At 36.8% G+C, this 24,558-nt stretch carries 18 protein-coding genes, 1 tRNA gene and 1 pseudogene; 7 read left to right on the top strand and 13 right to left on the bottom strand.

Annotated features, from left to right (window positions below):
- Positions 1 to 143: 143 nt before the first annotated feature.
- The 4 genes from BC008_RS32010 to ureE all read right to left on the bottom strand — a co-directional run bounded on the left by BC008_RS32010 (position 144) and on the right by ureE (position 3,407).
- Positions 144 to 1,115, bottom strand: a complete 972-nt coding sequence (locus BC008_RS32010; protein ID WP_027844930.1) for an acetamidase/formamidase family protein — start codon at positions 1,113 to 1,115, stop codon at positions 144 to 146.
- Between the two features lie 330 nt (positions 1,116 to 1,445).
- Positions 1,446 to 2,042: an urease accessory protein UreG gene (gene ureG, locus BC008_RS32005; RefSeq protein WP_027844931.1), complete on the bottom strand. Its 597-nt coding sequence runs from the start codon at positions 2,040 to 2,042 to the stop codon at positions 1,446 to 1,448.
- A gap of 227 nt (positions 2,043 to 2,269) precedes the next feature.
- On the bottom strand, positions 2,270 to 2,986 hold the full coding sequence (locus BC008_RS32000) for an urease accessory protein UreF (protein ID WP_235595968.1): 717 nt from the start codon (positions 2,984 to 2,986) through the stop codon (positions 2,270 to 2,272).
- The gene (ureE, locus tag BC008_RS31995; protein ID WP_027846934.1) at positions 2,958 to 3,407 is read right to left on the bottom strand and encodes an urease accessory protein UreE; all 450 of its coding nucleotides are present in this window, start codon (positions 3,405 to 3,407) and stop codon (positions 2,958 to 2,960) included. Before ureE ends, BC008_RS32000 begins: the two co-directional genes overlap by 29 nt.
- A gap of 116 nt (positions 3,408 to 3,523) precedes the next feature.
- On the opposite strand from ureE, the gene BC008_RS31990 reads away from it, so the two are divergent.
- A complete protein-coding gene (locus tag BC008_RS31990) occupies positions 3,524 to 3,901 on the top strand; it encodes a DUF4870 domain-containing protein (RefSeq protein WP_058184210.1) in 378 nt (125 codons plus the stop codon).
- Positions 3,902 to 4,424: 523 nt separating this feature from the next.
- Here the strand turns inward: BC008_RS31990 and BC008_RS31985 are convergent.
- The 4 genes from BC008_RS31985 to BC008_RS31970 form a co-directional block, all read right to left on the bottom strand.
- Positions 4,425 to 6,401, bottom strand: coding sequence for an NACHT domain-containing protein (locus BC008_RS31985; protein ID WP_058184209.1), 1,977 nt, complete (start codon positions 6,399 to 6,401; stop codon positions 4,425 to 4,427).
- Positions 6,402 to 6,591: 190 nt separating this feature from the next.
- On the bottom strand, positions 6,592 to 7,533 hold the full coding sequence (locus BC008_RS31980; RefSeq protein ID WP_058184208.1) for a hypothetical protein: 942 nt from the start codon (positions 7,531 to 7,533) through the stop codon (positions 6,592 to 6,594).
- Positions 7,534 to 7,807: 274 nt separating this feature from the next.
- Positions 7,808 to 9,136 (bottom strand): DUF4350 domain-containing protein, encoded by a 1,329-nt coding sequence (locus tag BC008_RS31975; RefSeq protein ID WP_058184207.1) that lies wholly within the window; start codon positions 9,134 to 9,136, stop codon positions 7,808 to 7,810.
- Positions 9,136 to 9,756 carry a DUF4129 domain-containing protein gene (locus tag BC008_RS31970; RefSeq protein WP_027845923.1) on the bottom strand — a complete coding sequence of 207 codons (621 nt, stop codon included), beginning with the start codon at positions 9,754 to 9,756 and terminating at the stop codon, positions 9,136 to 9,138. Before BC008_RS31970 ends, BC008_RS31975 begins: the two co-directional genes overlap by 1 nt.
- A 401-nt stretch (positions 9,757 to 10,157) precedes the next feature.
- Between BC008_RS31970 and BC008_RS31965 the strand changes: the two genes are divergently transcribed.
- On the top strand, positions 10,158 to 10,646 hold the full coding sequence (locus BC008_RS31965) for an NADAR family protein (RefSeq protein WP_027845922.1): 489 nt from the start codon (positions 10,158 to 10,160) through the stop codon (positions 10,644 to 10,646).
- An 85-nt stretch (positions 10,647 to 10,731) separates the two neighbouring features.
- On the opposite strand, the gene BC008_RS31960 is transcribed toward BC008_RS31965, so the two are convergent.
- The 3 genes and pseudogenes from BC008_RS31960 to BC008_RS31950 form a co-directional block, all read right to left on the bottom strand.
- Positions 10,732 to 12,318 carry a hypothetical protein gene (locus BC008_RS31960; protein ID WP_027845921.1) on the bottom strand — a complete coding sequence of 529 codons (1,587 nt, stop codon included), beginning with the start codon at positions 12,316 to 12,318 and terminating at the stop codon, positions 10,732 to 10,734.
- Between the two features lie 662 nt (positions 12,319 to 12,980).
- Positions 12,981 to 14,534: pseudogene (locus tag BC008_RS31955) on the bottom strand (AAA family ATPase).
- A 466-nt stretch (positions 14,535 to 15,000) separates the two neighbouring features.
- Positions 15,001 to 16,686: an NAD(P)H-quinone oxidoreductase subunit 4 gene (locus BC008_RS31950; protein WP_027844632.1), complete on the bottom strand. Its 1,686-nt coding sequence runs from the start codon at positions 16,684 to 16,686 to the stop codon at positions 15,001 to 15,003.
- A gap of 440 nt (positions 16,687 to 17,126) precedes the next feature.
- Here BC008_RS31950 and BC008_RS31945 point away from each other — a divergent pair, with 440 nt between their 5' ends.
- The gene (locus BC008_RS31945) at positions 17,127 to 17,621 is read left to right on the top strand and encodes a thiol-disulfide oxidoreductase DCC family protein (RefSeq protein ID WP_027844633.1); all 495 of its coding nucleotides are present in this window, start codon (positions 17,127 to 17,129) and stop codon (positions 17,619 to 17,621) included.
- Between the two features lie 28 nt (positions 17,622 to 17,649).
- Here BC008_RS31945 and BC008_RS31940 read toward each other — a convergent pair whose 3' ends face one another.
- The gene (locus BC008_RS31940) at positions 17,650 to 18,366 is read right to left on the bottom strand and encodes a J domain-containing protein (protein ID WP_058184206.1); all 717 of its coding nucleotides are present in this window, start codon (positions 18,364 to 18,366) and stop codon (positions 17,650 to 17,652) included.
- A gap of 41 nt (positions 18,367 to 18,407) precedes the next feature.
- Between BC008_RS31940 and BC008_RS31935 the strand changes: the two genes are divergently transcribed.
- The 4 genes from BC008_RS31935 to BC008_RS47780 all read left to right on the top strand — a co-directional run bounded on the left by BC008_RS31935 (position 18,408) and on the right by BC008_RS47780 (position 22,490).
- Complete coding sequence (locus BC008_RS31935; RefSeq protein ID WP_027844634.1) at positions 18,408 to 19,568, top strand: tocopherol cyclase family protein; 1,161 nt, start codon at positions 18,408 to 18,410, stop codon at positions 19,566 to 19,568.
- A 45-nt stretch (positions 19,569 to 19,613) separates the two neighbouring features.
- Positions 19,614 to 19,687 (top strand) — tRNA-Arg (locus tag BC008_RS31930).
- A 497-nt stretch (positions 19,688 to 20,184) separates the two neighbouring features.
- On the top strand, positions 20,185 to 20,700 hold the full coding sequence (locus BC008_RS31925) for a YdcF family protein (protein WP_058184205.1): 516 nt from the start codon (positions 20,185 to 20,187) through the stop codon (positions 20,698 to 20,700).
- 665 nt (positions 20,701 to 21,365) lie between these two features.
- Positions 21,366 to 22,490, top strand: a complete 1,125-nt coding sequence (locus BC008_RS47780; protein WP_082650682.1) for an N-acetylmuramoyl-L-alanine amidase — start codon at positions 21,366 to 21,368, stop codon at positions 22,488 to 22,490.
- Positions 22,491 to 22,707: 217 nt separating this feature from the next.
- Here BC008_RS47780 and ribBA read toward each other — a convergent pair whose 3' ends face one another.
- Positions 22,708 to 24,390 carry a bifunctional 3,4-dihydroxy-2-butanone-4-phosphate synthase/GTP cyclohydrolase II gene (gene ribBA / locus BC008_RS31915; RefSeq protein ID WP_027844635.1) on the bottom strand — a complete coding sequence of 561 codons (1,683 nt, stop codon included), beginning with the start codon at positions 24,388 to 24,390 and terminating at the stop codon, positions 22,708 to 22,710.
- Between the last annotated feature and the right edge of the window lie 168 nt (positions 24,391 to 24,558).

Here is a 24,558-nt window from a genome sequence, read left to right as displayed (position 1 = left end):
AAATTATAAATCTACAAACTATAAGTTCAAAAACAATCAACTCAGAAATAATCAACTCAGGAACAATCAACTCAGAAACAATCAACTCAGAAACTATAAATTCATAAACTATCAATCCATGTCAATTGAGGATCTAGTATGATTTAGGTTAAATCAAGAAAATTCCCAGGCATCATTGATTTTGCTAACATCCCATGTACCCCTTTGTTGGGACTATTAACAACCTGAGTGATATGAAAATTAACAGCTATGCTGCACAAAACATAAGCATCTTCAGGGGATAGATTAGTAAAACATGTGAGAAATTCGATTGTATTTTGCAAAGCTAATTTGAATGCTTCGTCTAGAGTTTCACCAAAACCCATTGTGATGATATGTTCTGCGGTTTCAGCGAGTGGTGTTGTTAAATGGAAATCTTTATGAAGCTTAAGCTCAATAGTACCTTTCATAGAAGTTTCAATTGCGGTAACATTTACTTCCCCGTCACCTTGTGCTGAATGTCCGTCACCAATAGAAAATAGTCCACCTTCGACAAACACAGGTAGAAATATTCGCGAACCCGCTTGTAGATGTCGGTTGTCAATGTTTCCGCCATAATTACCAGGAGGAATGGAATTGCGATCGCTTTGGGGAGTCGCGACACCAAGGATACCGAAAAATGGCTTTAAAGGAATTTTAATTCCACTATTTTGGGGAAATTCAGCAATCTTATTATCTAAGTCTAGGGGAATGAACCTTAAATTTGGTTGTCCGAATTGTTGTGGTAAAGCACCACATCCTTTGCGAATTGCATTAAAACCAATCGGTAAACTTGGCTCAATTGCTTCTAGCTTTACTTCTAAAACATCACCTGGTTGTGCATCTTGAATATAAATTGGTCCAGTCAGTAAGTGGGGACCTCCTGCAACTTTGCGTTCCGGAGTTAAATTTTTACAGATTTCTGTAAACTCTGGCGTAATAAAATCAGCAGGAGCTTTATCATGAATATAGTAGCCAGTGTAAGTTTCCACATCAATCTTATCGCCTGATTCTACTGTCAAAGCTGGCTTTAAAAGATGAGAAAAACCACCTAGATGTACTGTTTCTTTAGTTGCTTTGAGGCTATGATGATTCATAGAGGCTTGATGACTACTACAGTTAAAGATTAATTGTGACTATTGCTTAGAATAGCTGATAAGGCTAATTTATGAAGCCGAAAATAACTGTATTAGCCATTTTGTAACCTCTTTGCTAATTTTTAAAATGGAAGTAAGTAGAAAATTAGAGACGGATAAATAGAAAAATATTTTAATAATTAGTCAGAATTAGGATAATCGCGGTCAAAACACACAATAACCTCTGCCCTGCAAGCCTCTCAGGTATTAAGTAATCCATTGTATAAATTTCTGACAATAATTACGAATTACAATGGTATTTCGCCGTTAAAGTACTACTTGAATTAGTGATTAGCAAAGACTATCAGAGATGAATTTAACTACCTGTGAGAGTCCATCTTGAGTTTTTAAGTTAGTAAATACAAAAGGTTTGTTACCCCGCATCCTTAGTGTATCCGTCTCCATGACTTTGAGATCTGCACCCACATAAGGAGCTAAATCAGTTTTATTGATAACCAACAAATCTGACTTAGTAATTCCTGGACCACCCTTACGAGGGATTTTATCCCCAGCAGCAACATCAATCACGTAAATTGTTAAATCTACTAATTCTGGACTGAAAGTTGCAGCTAAATTATCGCCACCACTTTCCAAAAACACTAAATCTAGATCGGTAAAGCGTACTTCTAAATCTTCAATAGCAGCTAAATTCATTGAAGCATCTTCACGGATAGCTGTATGGGGACAACCACCAGTTTCCACTCCCAATATGCGTTCTCGATCTAAAGCTTGAGAACGAACTAGAAATTGTGCGTCTTCTTGAGTGTAAATATCGTTGGTTACGACAGCCAAATTATGGGACTGACGCATTGTTTTGCATAAAGCATCAACTAGGGCTGTTTTCCCAGAACCAACGGGTCCAGCGACTCCAACTCGAAATGCATTCATGATCGGTTGTCAGTTATCAGTTATCAGTTACCAGTTGTCAGTTAATATGCTGTCGCGCACCCTATAGCTATAGCTGCGCTACCTACGGATCCGCTAACAGTTACCAGTTTATGGCTAACGCCACGCCCTTACGGGCTACAGTTAAAAGGGAACAGGAAATAAGGAACAGGAAAAGTTACCTGCTCATTACCAATTACCAATTACCAATTACCAATTACCAATTACTATTAACTCCTAAACAGCCTACTATACTGCGTTTCGTGCGTCATGCTTGCTAAAGATAAGCCCAAGCTGCAACAAGAAAGTTCGTCATCTTCCAACTCTATAACTGTTTTAATTGTTTCTATTAATAAGGGTTGAAATTCCACTAATAATTGCTGTCCGGTTGTTTGTCCTAGGGGGATAAGTTTTATTCCTGCAGCAATTAAATTAGTTAACCAACTTTGAAGGTAACCCAACAAGACTGCTTGTATTTGAATTTGCCAAAATGCTGCTGCGACCCCAAAGGCGATCGCATAATTACAAGGTTCTCCCACAGCTTCAATTAATGGTTTAACCTGGGGCTGAAGTTTACTCATCAGTTGAGAAAGACTTCGTCCCATTTGCCAACTAGAATTACGTAATTCCTCAGTTTCTCTTGCTGCTGATAGCCATACATTCCAATCATATAATGCTTGGCAATCTCCTGCACTTGCACATTTGTAACTTCTTACAACAATAGCTGTTTCTAAACGAATTGCACCGTATTTTAATTCTGCAGTCAACCACTGCTTAAGACTATCGCGATCGTGAATTGTGTTGACTTCAACTAAAGTTTCCAAACCTTCAGAATAACTGTATGCTCCGACAGGTAAAGTTGGGCTAGCTAACTGTAAAAGACGTAATAAATTATTATTATTAAATGTGTACTCATCCTCAGTGCGCATGCCGTAATTGGTGTTCATAAGCACCTTTTTGTGGTTGAAATGGGACGGTTTCTTTTTTGATTTTCAAGTTCAATGTCTCCAGCATTTTACGCAATACTGGGTCCGGTGACAATCTCAAATAATTTGTAGTGATTTCTAAAGGAACATGACGGTTACCTAAATGGTAAGCTGCTCTAATTAAATCAATGTTTTGCTCGGCATATACAGTCAAAACTTCTTCTGGTTTAGCTATAATTTTTGCTAAATATTTTTTAGTATCATCTACGAGAATATCACTATCTTGCAGTACAGTTCCTCTAGGTAAACGCAAACATACAATTTCCCCTTCTTCAGTAGCGAAACGATGACGCGATCGAGTACGCTCTTCTGCACAGAGATTTAGTGTAAAGTTAATAACTGCCTCTGAGCTAAATTGCTGAATTTTGTTAAAGGTTAACATTTTCTTGAGTACGGCAAACTCCAATATTCAACTTAAGTATCTGCCCGTTAAAATTGCAATTAGGAGAGCAAGTTAATAAAAAATAGACCATAGAAAATAGACTAAGGAGTTCCTGAATGCAAGAAATTACCTATAATCGCGATAAACGTCGATTGTTATCTTGTTTGTGTCACGCAGCAATCTTTTTTAGCACGGCGTTTTTGTCATTCGCTGTACCATTTGGAATCAATATTATTTCTGACGATCCGGTTGTTCGAAGTAACGCCAAAGAATCGATGAATTTTCACCTCAATGTTTGGTTTTGGGCGACTGTAATTGGCGTACCGGTGGGTGTTATATCTTGGCTTACTTTTGGGTTAGGTGGAATTTTATTTTTCCCCTTACTGGCTCTCGGTTTTTTACTTCACTGGGGATTAACAATTTGGGCTTTGTTAAGTTGTTTGGGTAATCCTGACGAACCTTTCCACTATCCGTTTATTTTCCGTATATTTTAAGTTTTGTATCGTCGCATGCCAAGGGGAATTCCAAATAAGGAGATATACCATTATTTAGGGTATAAATTGGTTGAATTATATATTTTTGGGCGCACGTTGGTGCGTCCCTACAGCTAAGGGTTATGGTATAAATTATTGTTTGGAAATCCCTAATTATTTTTCTAATTATTTAATTGTCTAATACTTTAAGAAAGTGTATTTATAAATCAAAAATAAAATAATTGTAGGGTGCTGTTAGGTGCAAAAATAAATCTTGGATTTATGAGATAATCTCCAATTGCACCGTAATGCACCGTTGCGATTAAAAGTCATATACAAGGATTTATAGTGGTTTTCGGTTGAGTGCATGACACTTTGTAGAGACGTTGCATGCAACGTCTCTACAGAATAGGAATATAAAATGTATTTGATTCAAATGGAAAACGCTATATATACGCAAGAGAATGTTTTTTGGTCGCCTTTATCGCCACACATTAACGCACCGCCATATAATATTAATAAACTATAAATTTAATTTCTTTATCTATTTTAGTGAACTTGTAGAAATAGGCATATCGGCGAAATGATCGAGTAGTAAACGGTGAATGAAGCGATAGCTACCACCTACTTTTTGGATGATACGACGTTCTGCAGCACGGTCGAGGAATTGGGCATAATTCCAAGGGATGTAATCATTGTGCCAAAGTACTAAGCGGAGGGAAAAGTGTTTTATGCAGGCTAGTCCACCTCCATAGAAAAATACTAAAAATACTACAAGGAATTGAGATAATTTCAAAATAAAATCTATATTATCAACTCTAATAAACTGGGATAATGATGATTTTAACCAAACCTGTACAAAAGTAAAAATTGAGCTACATAAAACTGTGAAAATAAGCGTATTTTTAGCAGAAGTCCAAATACCTTGATTGGGAAAAGATTTATTTAAAATCTCATCTTTTAGCCCGAAAATCAGCCCGAAAATTAGCCCGAAAATCAGCCCGAAAATTGGCACAAAAATCAGCCCGTAAATCGGTCCTAAAATCAGCCCACAAATCAGTCCGTAAATCAACCCGACAATCAGCCCGTCAATCAAATTTTTGATATATTGTTTTCGTTTTTCAGGTTTAAAAGAAAATCTTATTTCCTCTACTGTTTCAATCTTAATCAGTCCGTAATTCAGCCCGTAACTCAGCCCGAAAATCAGCCCGAAAATCAGCCCGAAAATCAGCCCGAAAATCAGCCCGACAATCAGCCCGACAATCAGCCCGAAAATCAGCCCGACAATGAGTCTGTGAAAAAATTTTTGCCTACTACTTAGTAGCCAATCAGGCTGAATATTTTCAATTAAAAATTCCGTCTGCGTTTCTTTCAAGCGGTTAGCTAAAAACTTCAAAAAGTGAATTGTTTTTCTACGCTGTGGCTCCTCTTGATTCACAGGATTTAACTCAAACCTGCGCTCAATATAAGAATCAAATAATTCTTCCTTTGTGTGTATTGCTTGTCCTTGATAAGCAACAACCATCATTGACAATAACAAAGGAGTTTTTGCTAACTCCAAAAACTCAGCATTATTTTCTATACTGTGCCACAAATCTCCTCGGTCAAATACTTCTAAATAATTTTGAATTTGTTTATTGCTCAACGGTTGCAAACAGACAGCACCATGCAACTCCGCAAGTTGTTCCTCCCCTGCAATATATTCTTCTTCTCGACAGCAAACTACCAAATCCCGCTTCGCATCTTCACTTAAATATTTATTGATTGCTCGAATACATTTTCTCTGTTTTTCTAAACCCAATTCATCCAAACCATCCAATAACGGTAAAACTTCACCCCGTTCTAACCAAAATCGACTTATCCCCGGTGTAAGATTATATTCTTCCTTGAGTTGAATAATTAACCAACCTAAAAAATTTACACTATCATCGCGCCAAGCTGAAAGTTCAAAAATTATCGGTATAGGTTCGCTGTGATTATTTTTTGCTCGCTCGAGTAATTCTTCAGCTAAATCTAGTAGGGTTGTGGTTTTTCCGCTTCCTGGTTTTCCTAAAATTAATAAACGTCCACCAATATCATCCCGTCGCAATACATCTATTATTTTGTCGAGTACCTTCACCTTCGGCTGACTTATGGTGTTGTTAACCGATACTGTATACAAAGTCTGAAGCGGTTTCCGAGCAACTTGCTGCGGTTGTTCCTCCCGTCTCAAATCGAGCATTAGCAAGTCATGTAAAGAATCACGCAACCTTTGTTTGACTTTTGTACCTTCTGCTTCGAGTAATCTGGGACGAATTGTGGGGTCAATATCTGCAGGTGCATCTTCCGGTTGTTGTTGTGCTTGCTGATATGCAACTAAAGCAGTCAATATAGTGAAGATAAATACAGCAGCAAACAGTATTTCGGTTTTGTGAGGAAAATTAGGAATGTTAGGTAATTGATTGATTAAATAGCCAATGACCGTAGCCGCGATCGCACCAAATATAAATAAAAATAAAGGATTTCTAAGCAGCTTTTTCATAGAGGAGACTCAAGGATAAGGCTTAGTGTAGATTAATTGCTAGCACATTGATATATTACTACTCCACGAATTAAGTATTTTTCGGTAAATCCCAAAAACGTAGAGACGTTGCAGAGGCTAACGCCGACGCCGCAGGCTCTGCAACGTCTCTACAGGGAACTATGATTTTGGCTAATAATTAATATCAATTTCAAGTTTGTTTTAGTTTGTCATATGCTGACTTTAATAACTGTTCCGCTTCTTTATAAGCAGTAGTTCCCGCACTTATCGTTTTCAATTGATTGATTACACCTTGAATTTGAGCCTTAAATTGTTGAGGATTCGACCCAGAATTTGCAATTAAATTTTGAATTTGTCTGTGAGCTTGCTGTAGTTTTTGTTGAGCTTCAATTTCCAACTTTTGGCGAGTTTTAATCGTACCTAAATTTGTCTGGTATGTTGCTAGTAAATTTTGTGCTTCACTGTAACTCGGTTCTCTAACTTGAATTTTTTCCAGTTTTTCAATTGCTTTTTGCCATAATTTAGCGATTTCTCCCCAAGTTTCAGCCCTATGAGGTGGGTTTTGTGATGCTTTAGCCGCTGCGATCGCAAATCCTTTTGCTGCTTTAATATAATTACCACCATTAGAATTAGCAAGTGTTTTTGTTTTTACTTGGTAAATCGCTGACAGTTTTTGTGCTTCCAAATAGCGGGGATTATCTGTAGGTACTTTATTCAAATGTGTGACAGCTTGTTTTAATAACTCTGCAGCAACTTGAGGTTGTGTAGCTGTAATTTTTTCCGCTTCGGTATTAAATTCTTCAGCAGCACTGATAAAGGAAGAAACCACAGCATTTTGAAATTCTTGTTGATAGACTTTGAGCTTAGCTTTTGCTGTTTTTCCTGCTAGGGTTTGTTGAGGTATTAAATTTAACTGATTAATTGATATTTGCCATGCAGCGATCGCTTGTTCTCGATCTGAAATATTTTTTGCTTGTTGATATTGTTTTTTTGCTTCTTTAATACTTTCCTCCACTGCTTTGAGTGGTTTTAAAGCGTTTGTATCTTGAAATGCGATCGCTTCTAACCGTGCTGCGCGTTCTCGCGCAACTTTAAACTCATCAAAAGTAAATTTCCAAACACAGCCAAACATGGTGCAATATGTCTGGGGATAATACCCTAAAAACCAGACAGGAAGATTATTTAAATGCTTTTAGGCTTGTTTATTAAGGCGGTACATTTGAACACCTGGTATCTTATATTTTAAGTTTTCCCAGGAGTCAGAGGTTAGGAGTAATGTTAGCGGCTAGCGGTAGCGTACCGTAGGTATTGCGGGGCGCGACAGCGCACAGTAATGACGTAGAGACGTAGCATGCTACGTCTCTACAGGTGTAATGAGTAAGGAGTAAAGAGTAAATAATTAAGAGTTAAGGAGTTATAAAGCTTTTTTCCTTTCCCTGTTCCCTTTTCCCTGTTCCTTTTTCAGACAAAACTTGTTTGATTTGCTCCCAATTATTTAACCAATCTATTAATTCTTTATCTTTAATTGAACGCTTTTGAGAGTCTTGAGAACTTTGAGAATATTGAGAATAAATCTGTAAAATCTTACTTAGCTGAGTGTCAGAGGTTCCTGTATGATTTCGCCAAGCTTTTAGTAATTCTTCACGATCTATTTGAGAATTTACATCACTGCGACTGGTAACTAATCCCAACTTTTTTTGTAGCTGAATTAGTTCTTGTTTACCGACCATTTCTACAACAAAATTAGCAGATTCAGCTTTTTGTAGTACTCCTGCTAAAGCTTGGATATAAGCTTCACTATTATCAACAACAGGTTTATCTAAAAAAATAGCTTTTCCTAGCCGACGATTCTGAGCAAATACCAATACTAAAAGTAAAACTCCCGCTTGGATAGATATGGGAAAAACTGGTGTATTTGCTAAATATTCCCATATTTGAGCAGCACCGCTATTTTTCTTAGTTTCATTTTGTTTACTATCTCTATAACCGTGAATATATTCATCTACAAATAGCTTATGACCTTTTTGATTTACTAATTCCGCTAAATATTGATAATTACTTTGATAATCTTGATAAGCATTAGCAGCTAAATAAGGAGTAGTAGAATAAATAATTTTTCCTTTACCAAATTTCTGTTCCCAAACTATAGCCCCAAAGCGATCGCCTAGAGATATTTGTACTTTTTCCTTAGGTTTTTGACTGGTAGGTTTTCTTCCCTCAGATTGATAACGTCTGGTAGTTTCGATTTTGATCTCACCCTGAGAAGATTTCTGAAAGGTAGAAAAATTTGCACTGGTGGGAGGTTGACGAACGCCAAGGACAATTAAAGTATTACCAGCTTCAACCCATTTTCGTTCCAAGTCATTGGGTTCTGATGGTACTACAGCACCATAAATTTGTAATAAAGTAGTTGGAATTTCTTTTAATGTTAGACTTTCTGAATTTAAATCTTCTGAATTTAAATCTTCTGACTTTAAATTTTCTATTTTTAAACTTTTTTGCTTTGGTTGATTTACTTTATTTTGCTTTAATTGTGCAAAAGGTTTTTGCCAGCGTTGAATATTAATTCCTTGCTGTTGCATATAAGCATACCAAGCACCATAACCATCAGGAGAGCGACTATAGGTTGAACCTTGACGGATTTTGTTCGCTGAAGGAGCGCTAAACAAAGTCAAAATAACGATCGCAAGAATGACAATTCCTCCAAACCAAGCAAGGCGATTTGAACGTTTCATTAATCTTCAATTTCCCGATATGCTTGCTGACATTGTTGGTAATTTTCCGCTTGAATTTCTGCATTATTGAAACATAATTGCTCATGAGTCGTAATTAAAGTTTCATAGGGTTGCATCGGAGTGACAGACAATTGTAGTAACTGTAAATATTCTCCATCGGTGCGACTAGATTTATGACGTAAAATTTTCTTTTCATGCAATTTTTGTAGCATTGCAACATACAAACAGCGACAAGCTTCCGAGTAATTTCCCTGACGATACAAACTTTGCGATCGCGAAATTAATGATTCTACAGATAAATCCGGGGTAGATTTTTCTCCATTTTGTTCGGGTGAAAAACGCTCATCAGCTAACCAAGCATAAATATAAGGGCTAAACTCTCGCCATAAACGCCAAATGACCCAAATGAAAAATAAGCCCAAAATAATCCAATATAAAATACCGAGAAAATCTACAAAGTTTTTACTAATCGACCAATTAGGTGACCAATTAGGTAAAGTGCGATCAAAGCGCTGTAATTGATACTGAATCCATTCTCCTATTTGTTTTTGCCACTGCGAAAGAACCCAGCCCCAATTACTTTTTTCATAGCCACTTATTTCATAGTTGCTTGCAAACATACGGTTTTAGAGGATATTTACTATGAAGACTCCTCAGTCCATGGTATGGTAATTGCTTCTCTTCACCTATGACCAATGAGCTATTACCCATTATCAAATATCTGAAGTTTGATATAAATTATTACATCTTTACAAAAATTATCTATTATTATATTTAATAACTAAAATGTTAATAGATTGAAAAGTAACCGTTTAACTGGTGGTTTTTGCGATAAGAAAAAATAGATGTACGATAGCGGTGATGATGTAAAAATCTTTATATTTAAAATCTTGAATCTAAAATCTTGAATTTACAACCTTGAATCTCAAATCTCGAACTTAAAACCCTTAATTTTTATCTCCCGAAACTTTGCGACTGTCTGCAAAATCTTAGAAATCGATTCATAACAAACACATTTTACATGGCTATTTATTTTTACAAAGTTTGGCAACCTTACGGCTGTTTTTCCAACTTTTCGGAACATGCAATCTTCATTCAAGGTGCTTACTGGTCAACGGTGGAACACTACTACCAAGCACAAAAATTTGTTGACACTGAGTATGAAGCTGTAATACCAGTAATTCATAAAGTAGGTACCCCAGAAGAAGCAGCAAGTTTAGGACGTTGTTCGACACGTAAACCACATCCGGAGTGGGACATACGCAAAACCGAAGTCATGCGAAAAGCTGTCTTGACCAAATTTATTACCCATGCCGATATCAGGGATATATTGTTAAGTACCGGAGATCGATTATTAGTGGAAGATTCCGCTAGGGATTATTTTTGGGGATGTGGTGCGGATAGAAGCGGACAAAATCATCTTGGTAAAATCCTGATGAGTGTCAGGGAAGAAATTCGTAATTTACTACCTTTGTCTATAGGAGTCAGAAATATATCCAATAAACCCTAGTTGTAAAGCATTGGAAATTGTAGGTAGGTAGTAGATTGCTGAAGTGAGTGAATATAGGGAACACAAATAGACAAGCAAAAGGATACTAGCGGGGGTAATTATTTCTTCTGTTCTTTGTATTAAGTAGGAGTCTCTTAATAACTTTAAATCTTGAAATAGTTTTAATCTTTGTCAACTCCCATTTCTGATTTACAAACTTCCATATGTGAGGTGTTGTCCAAATAAGTATTGCTACAAAGGAGCCGAATAATAAACTGTAAAAAATAGATAAGAAAAAGGGATGAATATAGTATGAAGTTATTAGAGGTAATTTCTCTTCATCTATTAGATCGTAACTGGATGCAAAAATTTCTCCGGCTGCAATACCACTACCTATGGCTAGAATTGTGATTTGCTGTTTATATTGGCTTTTTGCTTCACGTTTTTGTCGCTGAATTTCTAGTTCTGTTTGTTCAATTGCAATTTGACCTCTGACTGATGCGATTGCACTATCTGTTAGTGTAGAACTGTATACAAAATATTTCAGTTTCGCTGCGGTATTTTCTAGAAAGTCTTTACAGTTTTTATCAATAAAAGTTTTCAGAAAATTAATGTCTTTATCGCTGAAATTTTCTGTATTTTTCTCTAACTCCGTAAGCTTATCATGATAAAGTTTAGAGTTATCTTTAACAACTGAACTGGACTCAAATTCATACATGCAACCAATTTTTCTGCCATACTCTCTTGCCATTTTTGGAAGCTTAGTAAGCTTATTTTTAAAATAGAATAATTCTTCTTCTGTCGGATTAATATTATTTTTATGAGAATGCAAACTGTCAATCTGATCGTTAATTTCTTTAAGGTCTTTTGCGATTAAATTTTCTTGACGGCGAATTTCTTTAAAAGCACTTGTTATTCTAGCCCTGTATAAAAATAAGTCTAAAAAATCATTATAATTTTTATAAAATTTTTCTCTTTCCTGTCGATTGTAAAATAACCAAACTAGAATATGTTGATAACGCTCTAAGCTTTTACGTCTAAGACTACCGTATTCAAAAATGGGACTATTAAATAATTGACCTTGTCTATTAAAAGGATAGTGCTTATCGGGAAAGAGAGCCTTAATACATTGTTTAGCAATAATTCTAAGCTCTTTATTTGTTTTATGCTCATCTTGCTCTAAAAGTTGAGCAGTAATTAATAATGTTTGACCTACAAATTGATTGCTGTCATTTGCTTCGTTACCTAAAATTAAAACATTTTCTGGATTTAGAAATCGTAATTGATTTACCTCAACTGTTTGAGTCGCTATTCTTGGATGATTTAAATTAAAATTAATACATAATCCATAGTTTTCATCAATTTGTATGGCATAAACACTACTATTATTAGTATGCAATAAAATTAAGTCTTTATCTTTATTGGGTTGTTCAGGAATAATTTCAGCATTTTCATCAAAAAAAATTGGATGAAAAATATCTTCATCTTGGAAAATTTTAATTAAGTTTGTAGTGTCTGCATCAATATTGATTTGGTGAAAGATATCAAATTTTTGACTTAAAGTTGTTCTAGAAATAATTTCATTACACTTATCCCAAATCCAATTTTTATTAATTATTTTGCGATTATTGACATTTTCTTTAGCAGAAAAAGCAAATAAGTGTATTCTGGGGTCATAAATATATAAACTCATCTTAAAACTCCTAAATATAATTTCTGTTTTCTTTAGAAAATAAGATAATAGTGCCTATCAAAATTAAACACAAAAGTATAGTGATGTAAGTTAATTTATTAACTTACAAGTTATATTATTAGTTATTTTTACTTGCTAAACTTGTTGCATTAAACACTATCACCTGCTCAATTTACTTTTTGAATCAATCAAGTAACAGTTATTTAACATTTTGTTGTGTAGGAGTACAAGTATCCATTGTTACTTTAGTCTTGTCTTATTTTTGTAGAGAAAGTAGATTTCTATTTCAAACAGCCTTCTGAATACTCTATAAGCTTGCTATCAAGTTTAATTATTTTGCTGTATTTCTGCCCCAATAATGGACTTAGTAGTTCTTTTTTTGGAAACACGAAAGTTTTACGATTTATTTCCCCTAAGTGTTACGCACTTCAGCCAATATTTTTGATGACAACATCCAGATTACCGCTTGACTTTCGTGAAGATATCTAAAATTTAACAGGACTTACGCAAAATGAACGTAACTACGTCATTACGAGCGACAGCGACGTAATCGCCAAAATCTATGAGATTGCTTCCCTACACTGCGTTTCGGTCGCAATGACAAATCTATGTCCTGCGGACACGCGATGCTAACGTTGCGTAAGTCCTGTTTAATTTATACTTCACGCCCTAACAACGGTAATAGAACACCCATTTTCACTAATTGCAACTTCAGTACTCAAACGCTCCTCTATGGGTAAAGCCTTCCCACGCAAATCAAAAATCACCAACCAACCAAAATTTACTCCTAACCGCGCCAAATAAGAATCTAACTGTTCCAGACCCGACTCCAACGGATCTCCTTTTTTATCTCGCCAAGTTTTTAGTTCGATTCCTAAAGTAACCTTCCCATATTTCAAGCATAAATCCATGCGATCACACCCAATTGCATATTCCCGTTCTAAGGTTCCATCCCCATTCACAACGCGATGCAAAAATGCCATTAATACTAAATGTGGGGCAATCTCATGCTAAGCAGCACTACCAAGCAACGGTTCGCCATGCTGTCGCCAAAATGCTATAAACGCCTTTAGTAAAGCATCTGTATCCAATTCTCCAGATGGAGTTAACCAACTAGGACTGATGTGAGGTAAAGTATCTTGAGTTCCTTGTACTAACACGCGAGGAATAACTTCTCTGTAAATCGGATTTGCAATTATCAATCCTCCCGCAGGATCTCTTCTTAACAAACCCAAATCCAGCAAATATTGTCGGTCATCTGATGAGGTTACCCCCAATGTTTGTCCTGATAATATCGGTTCAATAATTGTTTTTACCCTTGGTTCTCGTAATTTCTCTGCAAGGGAATCAAGATGAGTATCTTGTCTTTTAATTAAAATTTCCTTGGCTTTATGAATATGCTCCAATGTAATGGCGACATTCGTATCTGTTACCATCTCTTCAACTACTTCTTTAGCCAAAGCATTTACTAACCAAGGCTGTCCCTGAGTCAAATCAAAGGCTGTTTCGATTGCCGACTCTGTAAAAACTTGTCCGGTATCATCAGTGTGTTGTTGGTATAGCTCTCCAACTTCTGTAGCAGTAAAATTCCTCAGGGTTAGGGAGCGGACTTTTATATTAAATGGACTCGCAGTATTTAATCTGTTACTACCCCCACTTGCGACCTTGTAATCTCTGACATCTCGTAAACCAACTAACCCAATTGAAAGTGGAAAATTTTCAGGACGAATAGGGTAACCGTCACGTAGTTGTCGCAAAACTGAAATTAAGGCTTCATCTTGTAAGGAGTCGATTTCATCAATAAATAACACTAAAGGTCTTGGTGATGCTTGTGACCAGTTTCGTAAAGTAGCTTGAATTCGCTGTCCTGAACTCCCTTGTTCTACATTATTAGGAAGGTGTAAATCTGCGGGTAAATATAACTGAGTACGTAATCGCCAAGCACTGAGAATAGCAAGTTCAGCTTCACCTGGGTCATTACTAAAAGGTGCCCCAACTTCTGCAGAAACCATAATAGCAAAATATTTGCCGCTTTCTGTTAGTTGTTTTGCTAGCGCCAACATCGCAGTAGTTTTACCAGTTTGGCGGGGTGCATAAATCACAAAATAACTTTGTTGGTCAATCAAACGCTTTAAATTGGGTAACCGAAGCGTTGGCGGTAACATGTAGTGGATATCAGCTTTACAAGGACCAGCAGTATTGAACCAACGAGCCATAATAGGAATTTCACAACCAAGGGAGATGCATTCAGTTTAGCAATTAGAGAAAAATCTAGATTTAAATAAACATCAATTAAAATACAATACGGTTCAGTTAAGGTTGAACCATGATTATTTTGGGCATGTAGAGACGTTGCATGCAACGTCTCTACCAACCGATTTAGTCTTATCTGAACCGTATTGAATTAAAATAGCGATAAGCACAAAGTGCATGCGCAAAGCGATCGCCTTTCACTCCCGAAAAGCAACCGCTTAGTTTTCAACATCGAAGTTAACTTAGTGTTCCTACTCTCTTCTCTCTTTGTCTTTAACCTGCGTCTGGAACATTTTTTCTAAGTTTCTATTTTGAAGTTTCTGTTTTGAAGCTTATATTTTGAAGTTTATTTTTTTCTGGTTTCACTGTTGTAAATTAAAATTCAGCGAATAACGCAGGTACAAGTAATAAACTAGGATTGCAAACGGGTTAATCTAAAGTCCCCAAAACAGAAGACATTTCAGCTTTAGCAAGTTCCTCTGTCAAAAATCCTTTTGCGTAAACATTAGGATTTCTTTCAGCAACTAAGGTATAAGATTCGCGAACTTGAGTATTTATAGCGACTGTTTTGACGTCATACATCTGCATGACAAACTTAGGATAAAATCCAATACCAATAATCAATGCCAAGAAGCAGGTCGCAATAAACACTTCACGGGTACTAGCATCGCGATAAACAGACTGAGTAGGTAAAAGACAATCCGTACCGAAACATACTGCTCCTTCATCTTCCTTGTTTTCGAGCAAGGCATTGGTAATGTCACAGGTCATTTTCCCTGTACCATAAAATACTTCTCTGAGCATTGAGAGAAGATAAATCGGTGTCAGGATAATTCCTACTGCTGCGAGAAAAACAGTTACAGTACAGAATGTTGAACTATAGATATCACTACTTGTCAAGCCGATAAAGACAGAAAGTTCACCGACAAAGCCACTCATTCCAGGGAGGGCTAAAGACCCCATTGCACCTATAGTAAATAAAGCGAATACTCTTGGCATTGCTAACGCTAGACCGCCCATTTCTTTCATTGCCATTGTATGGGTGCGGTCGTAGGTCACACCAGCTAAGAAGAATAGCACTCCAGCAATCAAACCATGGGAAACCATCTGCAACATTGCTCCATTGATTCCCAAGTCAGTGAAGGATGCAATACCCAGTAGAACAAAACCCATATGGGAAACAGAGGAATATGCTAAACGACGCTTCATATTTGTCTGAGCAAAAGAATTCAACGCGCCGTAGATAATGTTAACTACACCAAGAATTGCTAAAACAGGTGCAAAGTAAATATGTGCGTCGGAAAGAAGCTCTAAGTTAAGGCGAATTAATCCATATCCACCCATTTTGAGGAGTACGCCCGCCAAAATCATTGACACTGGAGTAGAAGCTTCGCCATGAGCATCCGGTAACCATGTATGCAATGGGAAGATAGCTAGTTTGACGCCAAAAGCAATTAATAAACCTGCATACAGCAGTAATTCTAAAGCCAGTGGAAAATCCTTCATCTTCAGAGCAGCCATATCGAAGGTCACATCACCGCCACCATAAAATGCCATTGCGATCGCTGCGACTAAAATAAATATGGAAGCTGCTGCAGTGTAGAGAATAAACTTTGTTGCTGCATAACGACGTCTAGCACCGCCCCAAATACATACCAGTAAGTAAACAGGAACTAGTTCTACTTCCCACATGATGAAAAATAGCAACAAGTCTTGAGCTACAAAGACCCCAATCTGTGCCGCATATAGCACCAACATTAAGAAGTAAAATAAACGGGGTCTACGGTCAACCTGCCAAGCTGAAAACATGGAAAGTGTTGTGACAAAACCTGCCAAAAGCACCAAGGGAACAGATAGACCATCAACCGAAACTGCCCAGTCTATTCCTAATTGTGGAACCCAAGCATAATTTTCTGTTAGTTGGAAAGTCGCACTACTGGAATCGTAATTTTGCCAAAAGGCAACACACATTAAGACAAAATCTGCTATACCTACGCCTAAGGCATACCAACGTACATATTTACCATTCTTATCAGGCAGCAAGGGAATGAGGAGAGCTGCAAGGAGTGGTAACAAGATAATCGCGGTAAGCCAAGGAAATTGTTCCGCTGTCATGTGAATAAGAATAAATACTCATTTTGCTTATGATTTCATCATACTAAAATTTGTAACAATTTATGTATAGATATTTGTCATGGATAATTATAGATATGTTTGGGAGCAATCTATAAGCTATGAGTTACAAGCCTTTGGTAGGTTGCTTGTATTGTGAGTTTTCAAATTAATAGGCTGTAAAACAGTTTAAATACTTGTAAATTGGGTAACTTCTGTTTATATTTCACGAAATCTATCCAAGAGAAGTTCGAAATATGTAGTCTCAATCTCAATATTTCAAAATTAATGGGACAAACAACTAGAATTCACCCCAAAAAACTTGTAACTTAACTATATATTTAGATATTTTTATTTATTTTCCTTAATAATTTGAGACAATTTAATTGTGAGGAATATTTCCTCACTTTTAAAAGCGTGCTGTTTAAGCAGACTGAAAAAATATGTCTTCACCAAATACTGTCATCTATGACTCAGACCAAAACTTGAATCAGTCTTCACCTTCATGGGAAATTAAGCTACTTTACGATGGTCAATGTCCCCTGTGCGTCCGTGAAGTTAACTTTTTACAAAAACGCGATGCTGGGAGAAATTTAGTAGCATTTGTAGATATTGCAGATGATGATTACAACCCAGAGGAAAATGGTGGAGTTGATTTTGAAGCTGCGATGGGACGGATTCATGGAGTATTACCCGACGGTACAGTAATTAAAAATGTGGAAGTCTTTCGCCGCGTTTATGAAGCTTTGGGAATGGGTTGGGTTTATGCAATTACCAAATTACCTATAATTGGTGCAATCGCAAATCTCATTTATGGTATTTGGGCTGAATGGCGACTTGCTCTAACTGGAAGACCGAATTTAGAAACTATTATTCGAAAACGTCAGCAGCGAATCGAGTGTAGCACTGACACCCAGAGACGCTGTCGAACTGATTAATTAAAATTAATTACTCAATTTCCCAGACTTAAAATTTTCCCAAAAAAAATTTTTTCCAAAATGCTTTGAAGTTATCCCATAATCTTTCTAGAAATGATTTCTTTCGATAACGTACTGCTTCCCTCCAGGTCGAGTTTAAATCTGAACTAGAGCTTTTAGTTCGATTAAATTGAAAATTTTCTTCGATCCTAGCAGCTTGATTTAAATCGGCATTAGCTCTATGTTTGTATCCCAACTTATGACAAACAAAAGCACGATATTTATATGCTTCAACATAATGAGCGTTGAGGTGAATTGCTCTAGTAAAATCTGCGATCGCCTCTTCGTATCTGCCCCTATTAGCCTTATCTACTCCTGACTGATAAAAGGTTTGGGCGTTAGAACGATAAACATATACTTTAGTTGTTTTTTTCTCTGTTTGAGGTTCACTTTTTTCTTCTTTACCCGATTGAGTTGTATCTGTTTGAGGTTTAGATTTATCTGTTTGAGATTTATTTGTTTGCTGCTGAGAAGAAAATTTGGGCCGATTGGATGAGTCTGCTTGATAAGATTTGAGTAACTCGTAAGCCTCATTAATAGTTTTAATTTTTTGCTCTGCTTGTTGTTTTTTATCGAGGTCAGAAAAACAGTCAGGATGCCAAATCTTTACTAACTGACGGTAAGCTTGCTTAACCTGGGCGAAAGATGCACCTGGTTCCAATCCCAAGATATAGTAAGCACTTTTTATATCCAGGTGCTTTTTCATATAGGGGAAATAATAATAATCAATCTTGTTAATCTTTTTCTATGATAGTTCCTTTCACAGCTTCCTTATTGTCAACTCAAACACCTCATAGTGGTTATCATTGGGACGGTACTGCTCGCCGATTCTTTGAAGGTTGGTATTACCGCGTTACTTTACCTACAGAGAAGCAAACTTTTGCTTTCATGTACTCCATAGAAGATCCCATTGGCGATCAAGAGCACAGTGGTGGTGGAGCACAAATTCTTGGACCCAATGATGAATATTTAGTACGAACATTTCCTAATGTGAATCAATTTTGGGGAAGTCCTGATGTACTAGCTTTGGGTCACTGGGGAAAAACAGATTTTTACCCGAGCAATACAGGTTTCAGAACTATGGGGTCAAGAAATATTACCTCAAAAAATAATTCTTCAAAACCCTGTTATCTTTCCCCCGAAGAATTTAAAAATCATATCAAAGAAGGATATCAAGCAACAGCAACCTTAAATCAGGGTTTAATTCGCGATCGCAGCACGAATAATTACTGCTACTGGGAGTACGAAATCAAACCAGTGTATGGCTGGGGTAACCAAGGGAATATTCAACAATCAACTGCTGGATGGCTATCATTTTTACAAATATTTGAACCGGGTTGGCAAATTTTGATGGCCCATGGCTTAGCCAGTGGTGTAATAGACTGGAATGGTAAACTCTATGAATTTACTGACGCTCCAGCCTACGGCGAAAAAAATTGGGGTGGTGCTTTTCCTCAAAAATGGTTTTGGCTGAACTGTAATAGTTTTGACAACGAATCCGACTTAGCATTAACAGCAGGTGGTGGAAAACGTGGCGTTTTGTGGTGGATGGAATCTGTCGCCATGATTGGCTTACATTACCAAGGGAAATTCTATGAATTTGTTCCTTGGAATTCCCATGTAACTTGGGATATTCAACCTTGGGGTAAATGGGAAATGAGTGCCAAAAACGACAACTACGAGATAAAGTTAATTGGAACGACTGATTTGCCCGGAACTCCACTACGCGCACCGACACAAGATGGCTTGATATTTTGCTGTCGCGATACCATGCAAGGGAAATTAGGATTAGAATTGCGAGAAATAAATAGTAAAAAAATAAAAACTATCCTGACGGCACGCAGTTCCTTGTGTGGATTAGAAATAGGCGGCGGCTCTTGGAATGACCCATGGTCATCTTCATCTTAAGTGCTATTATATTAAGCGTGATAGTAGTTAAGTGTGATAGTAATTGGGGCTGTAGCTCAGCTGGATAGAGCAACCGCCTCCTAAGCGGTAGGTCGCCGGTTCGAATCTGGCCAGTCCCGTAGTGAAGAAAAATCAAATAAAGTAGTTTTCCAAACTTCATTATGATTCCAATTGTCGATACAATTGGGTACCTCATTCGTGTATTTATTTCGATAATTGTTTGGCGCTCAATTTGATTTAAATTCAATCTTGTAGGGTGCGGTTATTGAAAATCGTTTGAACTTGTGAAATACTCTTGGCAGTTGATATTAGGTAAACTTGAGCTTGTCATTTAAGGCTGAATTTACCGTAATTTTGCTGTTCAAGAATGAAGTTATTAACGCTACTGGATATTTAATATTTCCAGTCAGTGTCTATTTTCTTAGTTTCTACTTTATATAAATCAATTATTGTCAGGGGTTAAACACCTTAGTCAATTAGGCTCATATTTTATATACTTAAGACTATTTGCCGAGCTTTGCTCGCGATCTAAAAACCTTGGATAGGCTGAAGTTATAGAACCTTGAATAAAAAACTTCCTAACGTTCTTTCTTTCCAACTTCCCTTACTTTTCCTCATGTTGCTATCACTATGGGGATACAAAGAGATTCGTAATAATTTGATTCAACCCCAAGCGATTTTAGTATTAGGTGGTTCGACTAGAAAACTAGAACGCGAAAAATTTACCGCTGGCTTTGCTCGTAAATATCCCAATTTACCAATTTTAATTTCTGGCGGAAGTCCCAACGGAGCTACAAAGCAAGTATTTGTTAAAGCTGGAGTTGATGTAAAACGTCTCTATCTGGATCATGAAGCAGTGGATACGGTTAGTAACTTCACAACATTGGTTGACGATCTAGAAAGGCGCGGGATAAGAAGTATCTATTTAATTACCTCTAAATACCATATGGGCCGGGCTAAAGTCATCGGCGAGATTATATTGGGTAGCAGAGGAATTAATTTTAAAGCGGTACCAGTTCCTTCCCGAAAACAGTCCGAACCTGTTGCGACATCAATTCGTGACGGTGCAAGAGCTTTACTCTGGGTTACAACTGGTTACACTGTTACTAAAAAGTCTCTGAAAATCAAATAATGTTATATTAACCTCCGGGGCAGCTATCTATAGGCTTTGCTCACATCAGAAGGTGTGTCGTTCCAAGGATTAATGGTCAGTCAAAATCTATGTAGTGCACAAATTCTCTACACTATTCTTCTGTGCATACACCCCACTATAGCGCTAAGCGCAAGTAAGAAGTAAAAAGCTTGCACATCAAAGCTTTGCCAGATTTACCAATGTCCTAAGATTATTACGTAGTGCTATATATTAGTGCCATATATTAATGTTTAGATTCGTTAGGTGACTTTACGCCGCGCATGGGCGGTCTATTCTTCTCCTAGCTCCTAATTCCTCATGTTTTGGAAAAAACTTTTTTAGCTAACGCTACGCGAACAGCAAGTTTTATTTATTTAAGGTTTCTTGATAAATATTTTGCATCTAATTTTGTGTGTTAATATACATAGTTGACAGTCTATATTACAAAATAATTTTATTTTTATATAAATAATTTACAGTTTTTTTGAGTATTTCTTTTTACATTTACTTAGGTGAGATTAAAATAAAATCATAATCAAAACGAGTTAAAAAACGAATAATAAATTTATGCTACCTAGAGATTTTTCTGAGGTATAAGATTAACCTATCTTCATAGAAACAAAAGCAATAATATTAGAAAAATAGCCATATTAATCTTAATAAAGATGAATTTTAATATTTGGTTAAAAAGATTATTAATTATCAGTTTATTAATAACTTCTTTGCTTCTAGCTGTTCTGGTGGGGAATAAAAGTAAGACAGAAGAAAAAATAGCAGAAGTTCAGCCACAAAATACAATAGAAACAGCTTGGAATCCTTCACAAACACAGCTTTTTTCTCATCCAATTCGAAAGAAAGAAGCACCAAAAGATAACATATCGTCGAATTCAGCAAATAATCCTAATTTAAAAGTAAAATCTTCAGAGAATAAATTAAAACAAAACAAACCTATTGATAATTCTCGTACTGACAATAAGATAACTGAAAATAAAATATCAAATAAACAAAAATTATCTCAGCAGGAAAATAAATCTTACGAGCAAAATAAATCCTACGAGAAAAATAAATATTACAACCAAAATAGAAGTCAAGTCCAGCAGTTACCTACAATCAAATATCAAACCACACAATATTTTCAGGAATACAAGCCGAAATATACAATTGCTTTGGCAGATCCAAGTAACTATGGCGATCGCTACCCAGTTGATGTGAATGGATTACCTCTCCGACATCAACCAATCGTGGTAATTCATGAAACTAGTAATTCTGCATCCAGTGCGATTAATACTTTCAAAACTCACCATACTAATGATAGTCAACAAGTTAGCTACCACGCTTTAATTACGTTAGATGGAACCGTAGTATATTTAGTCCCTCCAGAAAAACGTGCTTACGGTGCGGGAAACTCAGTTTTTGAGGGAAGTAATGGTATAGAAACGGTTAAAACAAATCCAAATCTACCGCCGTCAGTAAATAACTTTGCTTACCATGTTTCTTTAGAAACACCAGTCGAAGCTCATGGTAAATATTCTTATAAAACCCATAGCGGCTATACCGATCTGCAATACAAATCTCTCGCTTGGTTACTAGCTCAAAGTGATATTCCTGACGAACGTATTACTACACACTATGCAGTAGATCGTTCCGGTCAAAGAATTGATCCCAGGAGTTTTGATTTTAATAAGTTTTTCGATTTATTACATCAGTATCGCCAACCTGTGCTAGCAAGTTCTCAGAAACAAGAACAGGAAGCTGTAAAACGCCAGATAGAAATTTACGATCCTGCCTAATTTTATTTATTTTTGTTGAGTTTATTTTTGTTGAATTTATTCTTGTTTGAGTTGTTTTTGTTTCATTTATAGAGACATAGCACAGCTACATCTCTATTTCTTTCTGATATCTATTTCATAAAAATAGATACTATGATGAGCACGTTTGAAAGCATACTAACGGATGAACACCGCAGGTGTGACTCAGTACCACAGCAAGAAAACTTACTAAGCTCAACTACTCGCCAAAACTATAAATTTTCTGAGTTTCTAAGCGTTCGCAGCAAATCGAAGAAGGTAAAGTACCCTCAGGGAAATGATATCGATCTAAGCCCACCTGCAAATAACTTAGGGGATCTACTCCTGAGGAAATCAGAAATTCTAATTTTTGAATGTAAGGTAAATTAACCAATTGATCGAGAATTGCACCAATTGCTTGAATATAAGGGTGACCTTGTTGTTGATACCAATCAGGACTAGCAATATTAGCTTGATCGAAACCCAAATGGACGATTAATGAGGGTTTATCAAACAAAGCATTTGCTACCGGACGTGCTTCTTCTTGCAATAATAAGTGGTTAATTTTTGCTAAATGTCGTAATTTTTCCAAACGCTCGTAGCGTTCCGTAATTGCTTCTGGGTTATCTTGCCAATGGAGTGCTACTGTAACCAAGTAAGTTTGCAGCAGCATGTGACCTAGTTTTTTCGCCTTAGTTGCTAAATAAATTGAATTGTAGTCGTTTGATTCAATCAGCAACGGTACTCTGTCAACAACTTCTAGACCATAGCCCTTAACACCGGCAATCTTACGGGGATTATTAGTAATCAAACGCATTTTATGGACACCCAAGTCCATAAGGATTTGTGCCCCCATACCATAATCGCGCAAGTCAGCAGGAAATCCCAAACGTTTGTTTGCTTCCACTGTATCGAGACCAAGATCCTGCAAAGAGTAAGCCTTGAGCTTATTAATTAAACCGATACCCCTACCTTCTTGACGTAGGTATACCACAACGCCTTGCCCTGCATCCTCAATCATTTTTAATGCTGCTTGGAGTTGCATCCGACAGTCACAGCGCAAAGAACCAATAGCATCCCCAGTTAAACATTCCGAATGCATTCTTACCATTACAGGTTGTTTTTCAAACTGTTCTGGGTCACCTTTAACAATCGCGACATGCTCTGAGTTATCTAGGGTGTGACGATAGGCGTAGATTTTGAATAAACCAAACTGGGTTGGTAATTCAGCAACGGTTTCTCGAATAATTAAGCGATCATGTTGCAGACGATAACTAATTAAATCGGCAATGCTAATTATTTTTAGCTGATGTCTAGAAGCATATTCAATTAACTCTGGTAATCGCGCCATCGAACCGTCAGGGTTCTGAATCTCACAAATTACCCCTGCAGGATATAACCCTGCTAATCGAGATAAATCTACAGCCGCTTCTGTATGTCCTGCCCGTTTAAGTACCCCACCTTTCTTTGCACGCAGAGGAAAAATATGTCCGGGACGGCGTAAATCTTCTGGTTTGGTAGCAGGATTGAGGGCAATTTGAATTGTCCGGGCACGGTCTTCTGCAGAAATCCCGGTGGTTACACCTAATTCAGGAGAGGCATCAATACTAACAGTAAAAGCAGTTTGATTGGGATCGGTAATATTAGTTACCATCAATGGCAAATCTAGTTGGTCTAGACGATCGCCTGTCATTGACAAACAAATTAACCCCCGTGCTTCCACCGCCATAAAATTTATGGTGTCTGGCGTCGCAAATTGAGCAGCGCAAATTAAGTCGCCTTCATTTTCACGATTTTCGTCATCGACAACCACAATAATGCGACCAGCTTTCAGGTCAGATAAAGCGGATTCTATAGAGTCAAACTCAAAATTTTGATTAAAGGTAGTCTTAGACTGCGACACTTACTATTTCCAGCGACCGACGAATGTAAACTTTTTTAACAAAAACTTATTCGTTTATTGTAGCTTCTTTGGTTGACTATGGAAGCAAAATAGCAATGATTCGATAACATGACTTTGAGATGAAGCGGCAAAACTTCATTTCTAATACCATGGGGCAAAGTTCATTAA

The organism is Mastigocoleus testarum BC008 (assembly GCF_001456025.1).
GTDB lineage: Bacteria > Cyanobacteriota > Cyanobacteriia > Cyanobacteriales > Nostocaceae > Mastigocoleus > Mastigocoleus testarum.
This window is presented reverse-complemented; position numbering and strand designations above follow the sequence as displayed.

Bases quoted from the DNA above. Each gene is read 5' to 3' on its own strand.
- BC008_RS32010 (WP_027844930.1), bottom strand. From the start codon at position 1,115: ATGAATCATCATAGCCTCAAAGCAACTAAAGAAACAGTACATCTAGGT.
- ureG (WP_027844931.1), bottom strand. From the start codon at position 2,042: ATGAATGCATTTCGAGTTGGAGTCGCTGGACCCGTTGGTTCTGGGAAA.
- BC008_RS32000 (WP_235595968.1), bottom strand. From the start codon at position 2,986: ATGAACACCAATTACGGCATGCGCACTGAGGATGAGTACACATTTAAT.
- ureE (WP_027846934.1), bottom strand. From the start codon at position 3,407: ATGTTAACCTTTAACAAAATTCAGCAATTTAGCTCAGAGGCAGTTATT.
- BC008_RS31990 (WP_058184210.1), top strand. From the start codon at position 3,524: ATGCAAGAAATTACCTATAATCGCGATAAACGTCGATTGTTATCTTGT.
- BC008_RS31985 (WP_058184209.1), bottom strand. From the start codon at position 6,401: ATGAAAAAGCTGCTTAGAAATCCTTTATTTTTATTTATATTTGGTGCG.
- BC008_RS31980 (WP_058184208.1), bottom strand. From the start codon at position 7,533: ATGTTTGGCTGTGTTTGGAAATTTACTTTTGATGAGTTTAAAGTTGCG.
- BC008_RS31975 (WP_058184207.1), bottom strand. From the start codon at position 9,136: ATGAAACGTTCAAATCGCCTTGCTTGGTTTGGAGGAATTGTCATTCTT.
- BC008_RS31970 (WP_027845923.1), bottom strand. From the start codon at position 9,756: ATGTTTGCAAGCAACTATGAAATAAGTGGCTATGAAAAAAGTAATTGG.
- BC008_RS31965 (WP_027845922.1), top strand. From the start codon at position 10,158: ATGGCTATTTATTTTTACAAAGTTTGGCAACCTTACGGCTGTTTTTCC.
- BC008_RS31960 (WP_027845921.1), bottom strand. From the start codon at position 12,318: ATGAGTTTATATATTTATGACCCCAGAATACACTTATTTGCTTTTTCT.
- BC008_RS31950 (WP_027844632.1), bottom strand. From the start codon at position 16,686: ATGACAGCGGAACAATTTCCTTGGCTTACCGCGATTATCTTGTTACCA.
- BC008_RS31945 (WP_027844633.1), top strand. From the start codon at position 17,127: ATGTCTTCACCAAATACTGTCATCTATGACTCAGACCAAAACTTGAAT.
- BC008_RS31940 (WP_058184206.1), bottom strand. From the start codon at position 18,366: ATGAAAAAGCACCTGGATATAAAAAGTGCTTACTATATCTTGGGATTG.
- BC008_RS31935 (WP_027844634.1), top strand. From the start codon at position 18,408: ATGATAGTTCCTTTCACAGCTTCCTTATTGTCAACTCAAACACCTCAT.
- BC008_RS31925 (WP_058184205.1), top strand. From the start codon at position 20,185: ATGTTGCTATCACTATGGGGATACAAAGAGATTCGTAATAATTTGATT.
- BC008_RS47780 (WP_082650682.1), top strand. From the start codon at position 21,366: ATGAATTTTAATATTTGGTTAAAAAGATTATTAATTATCAGTTTATTA.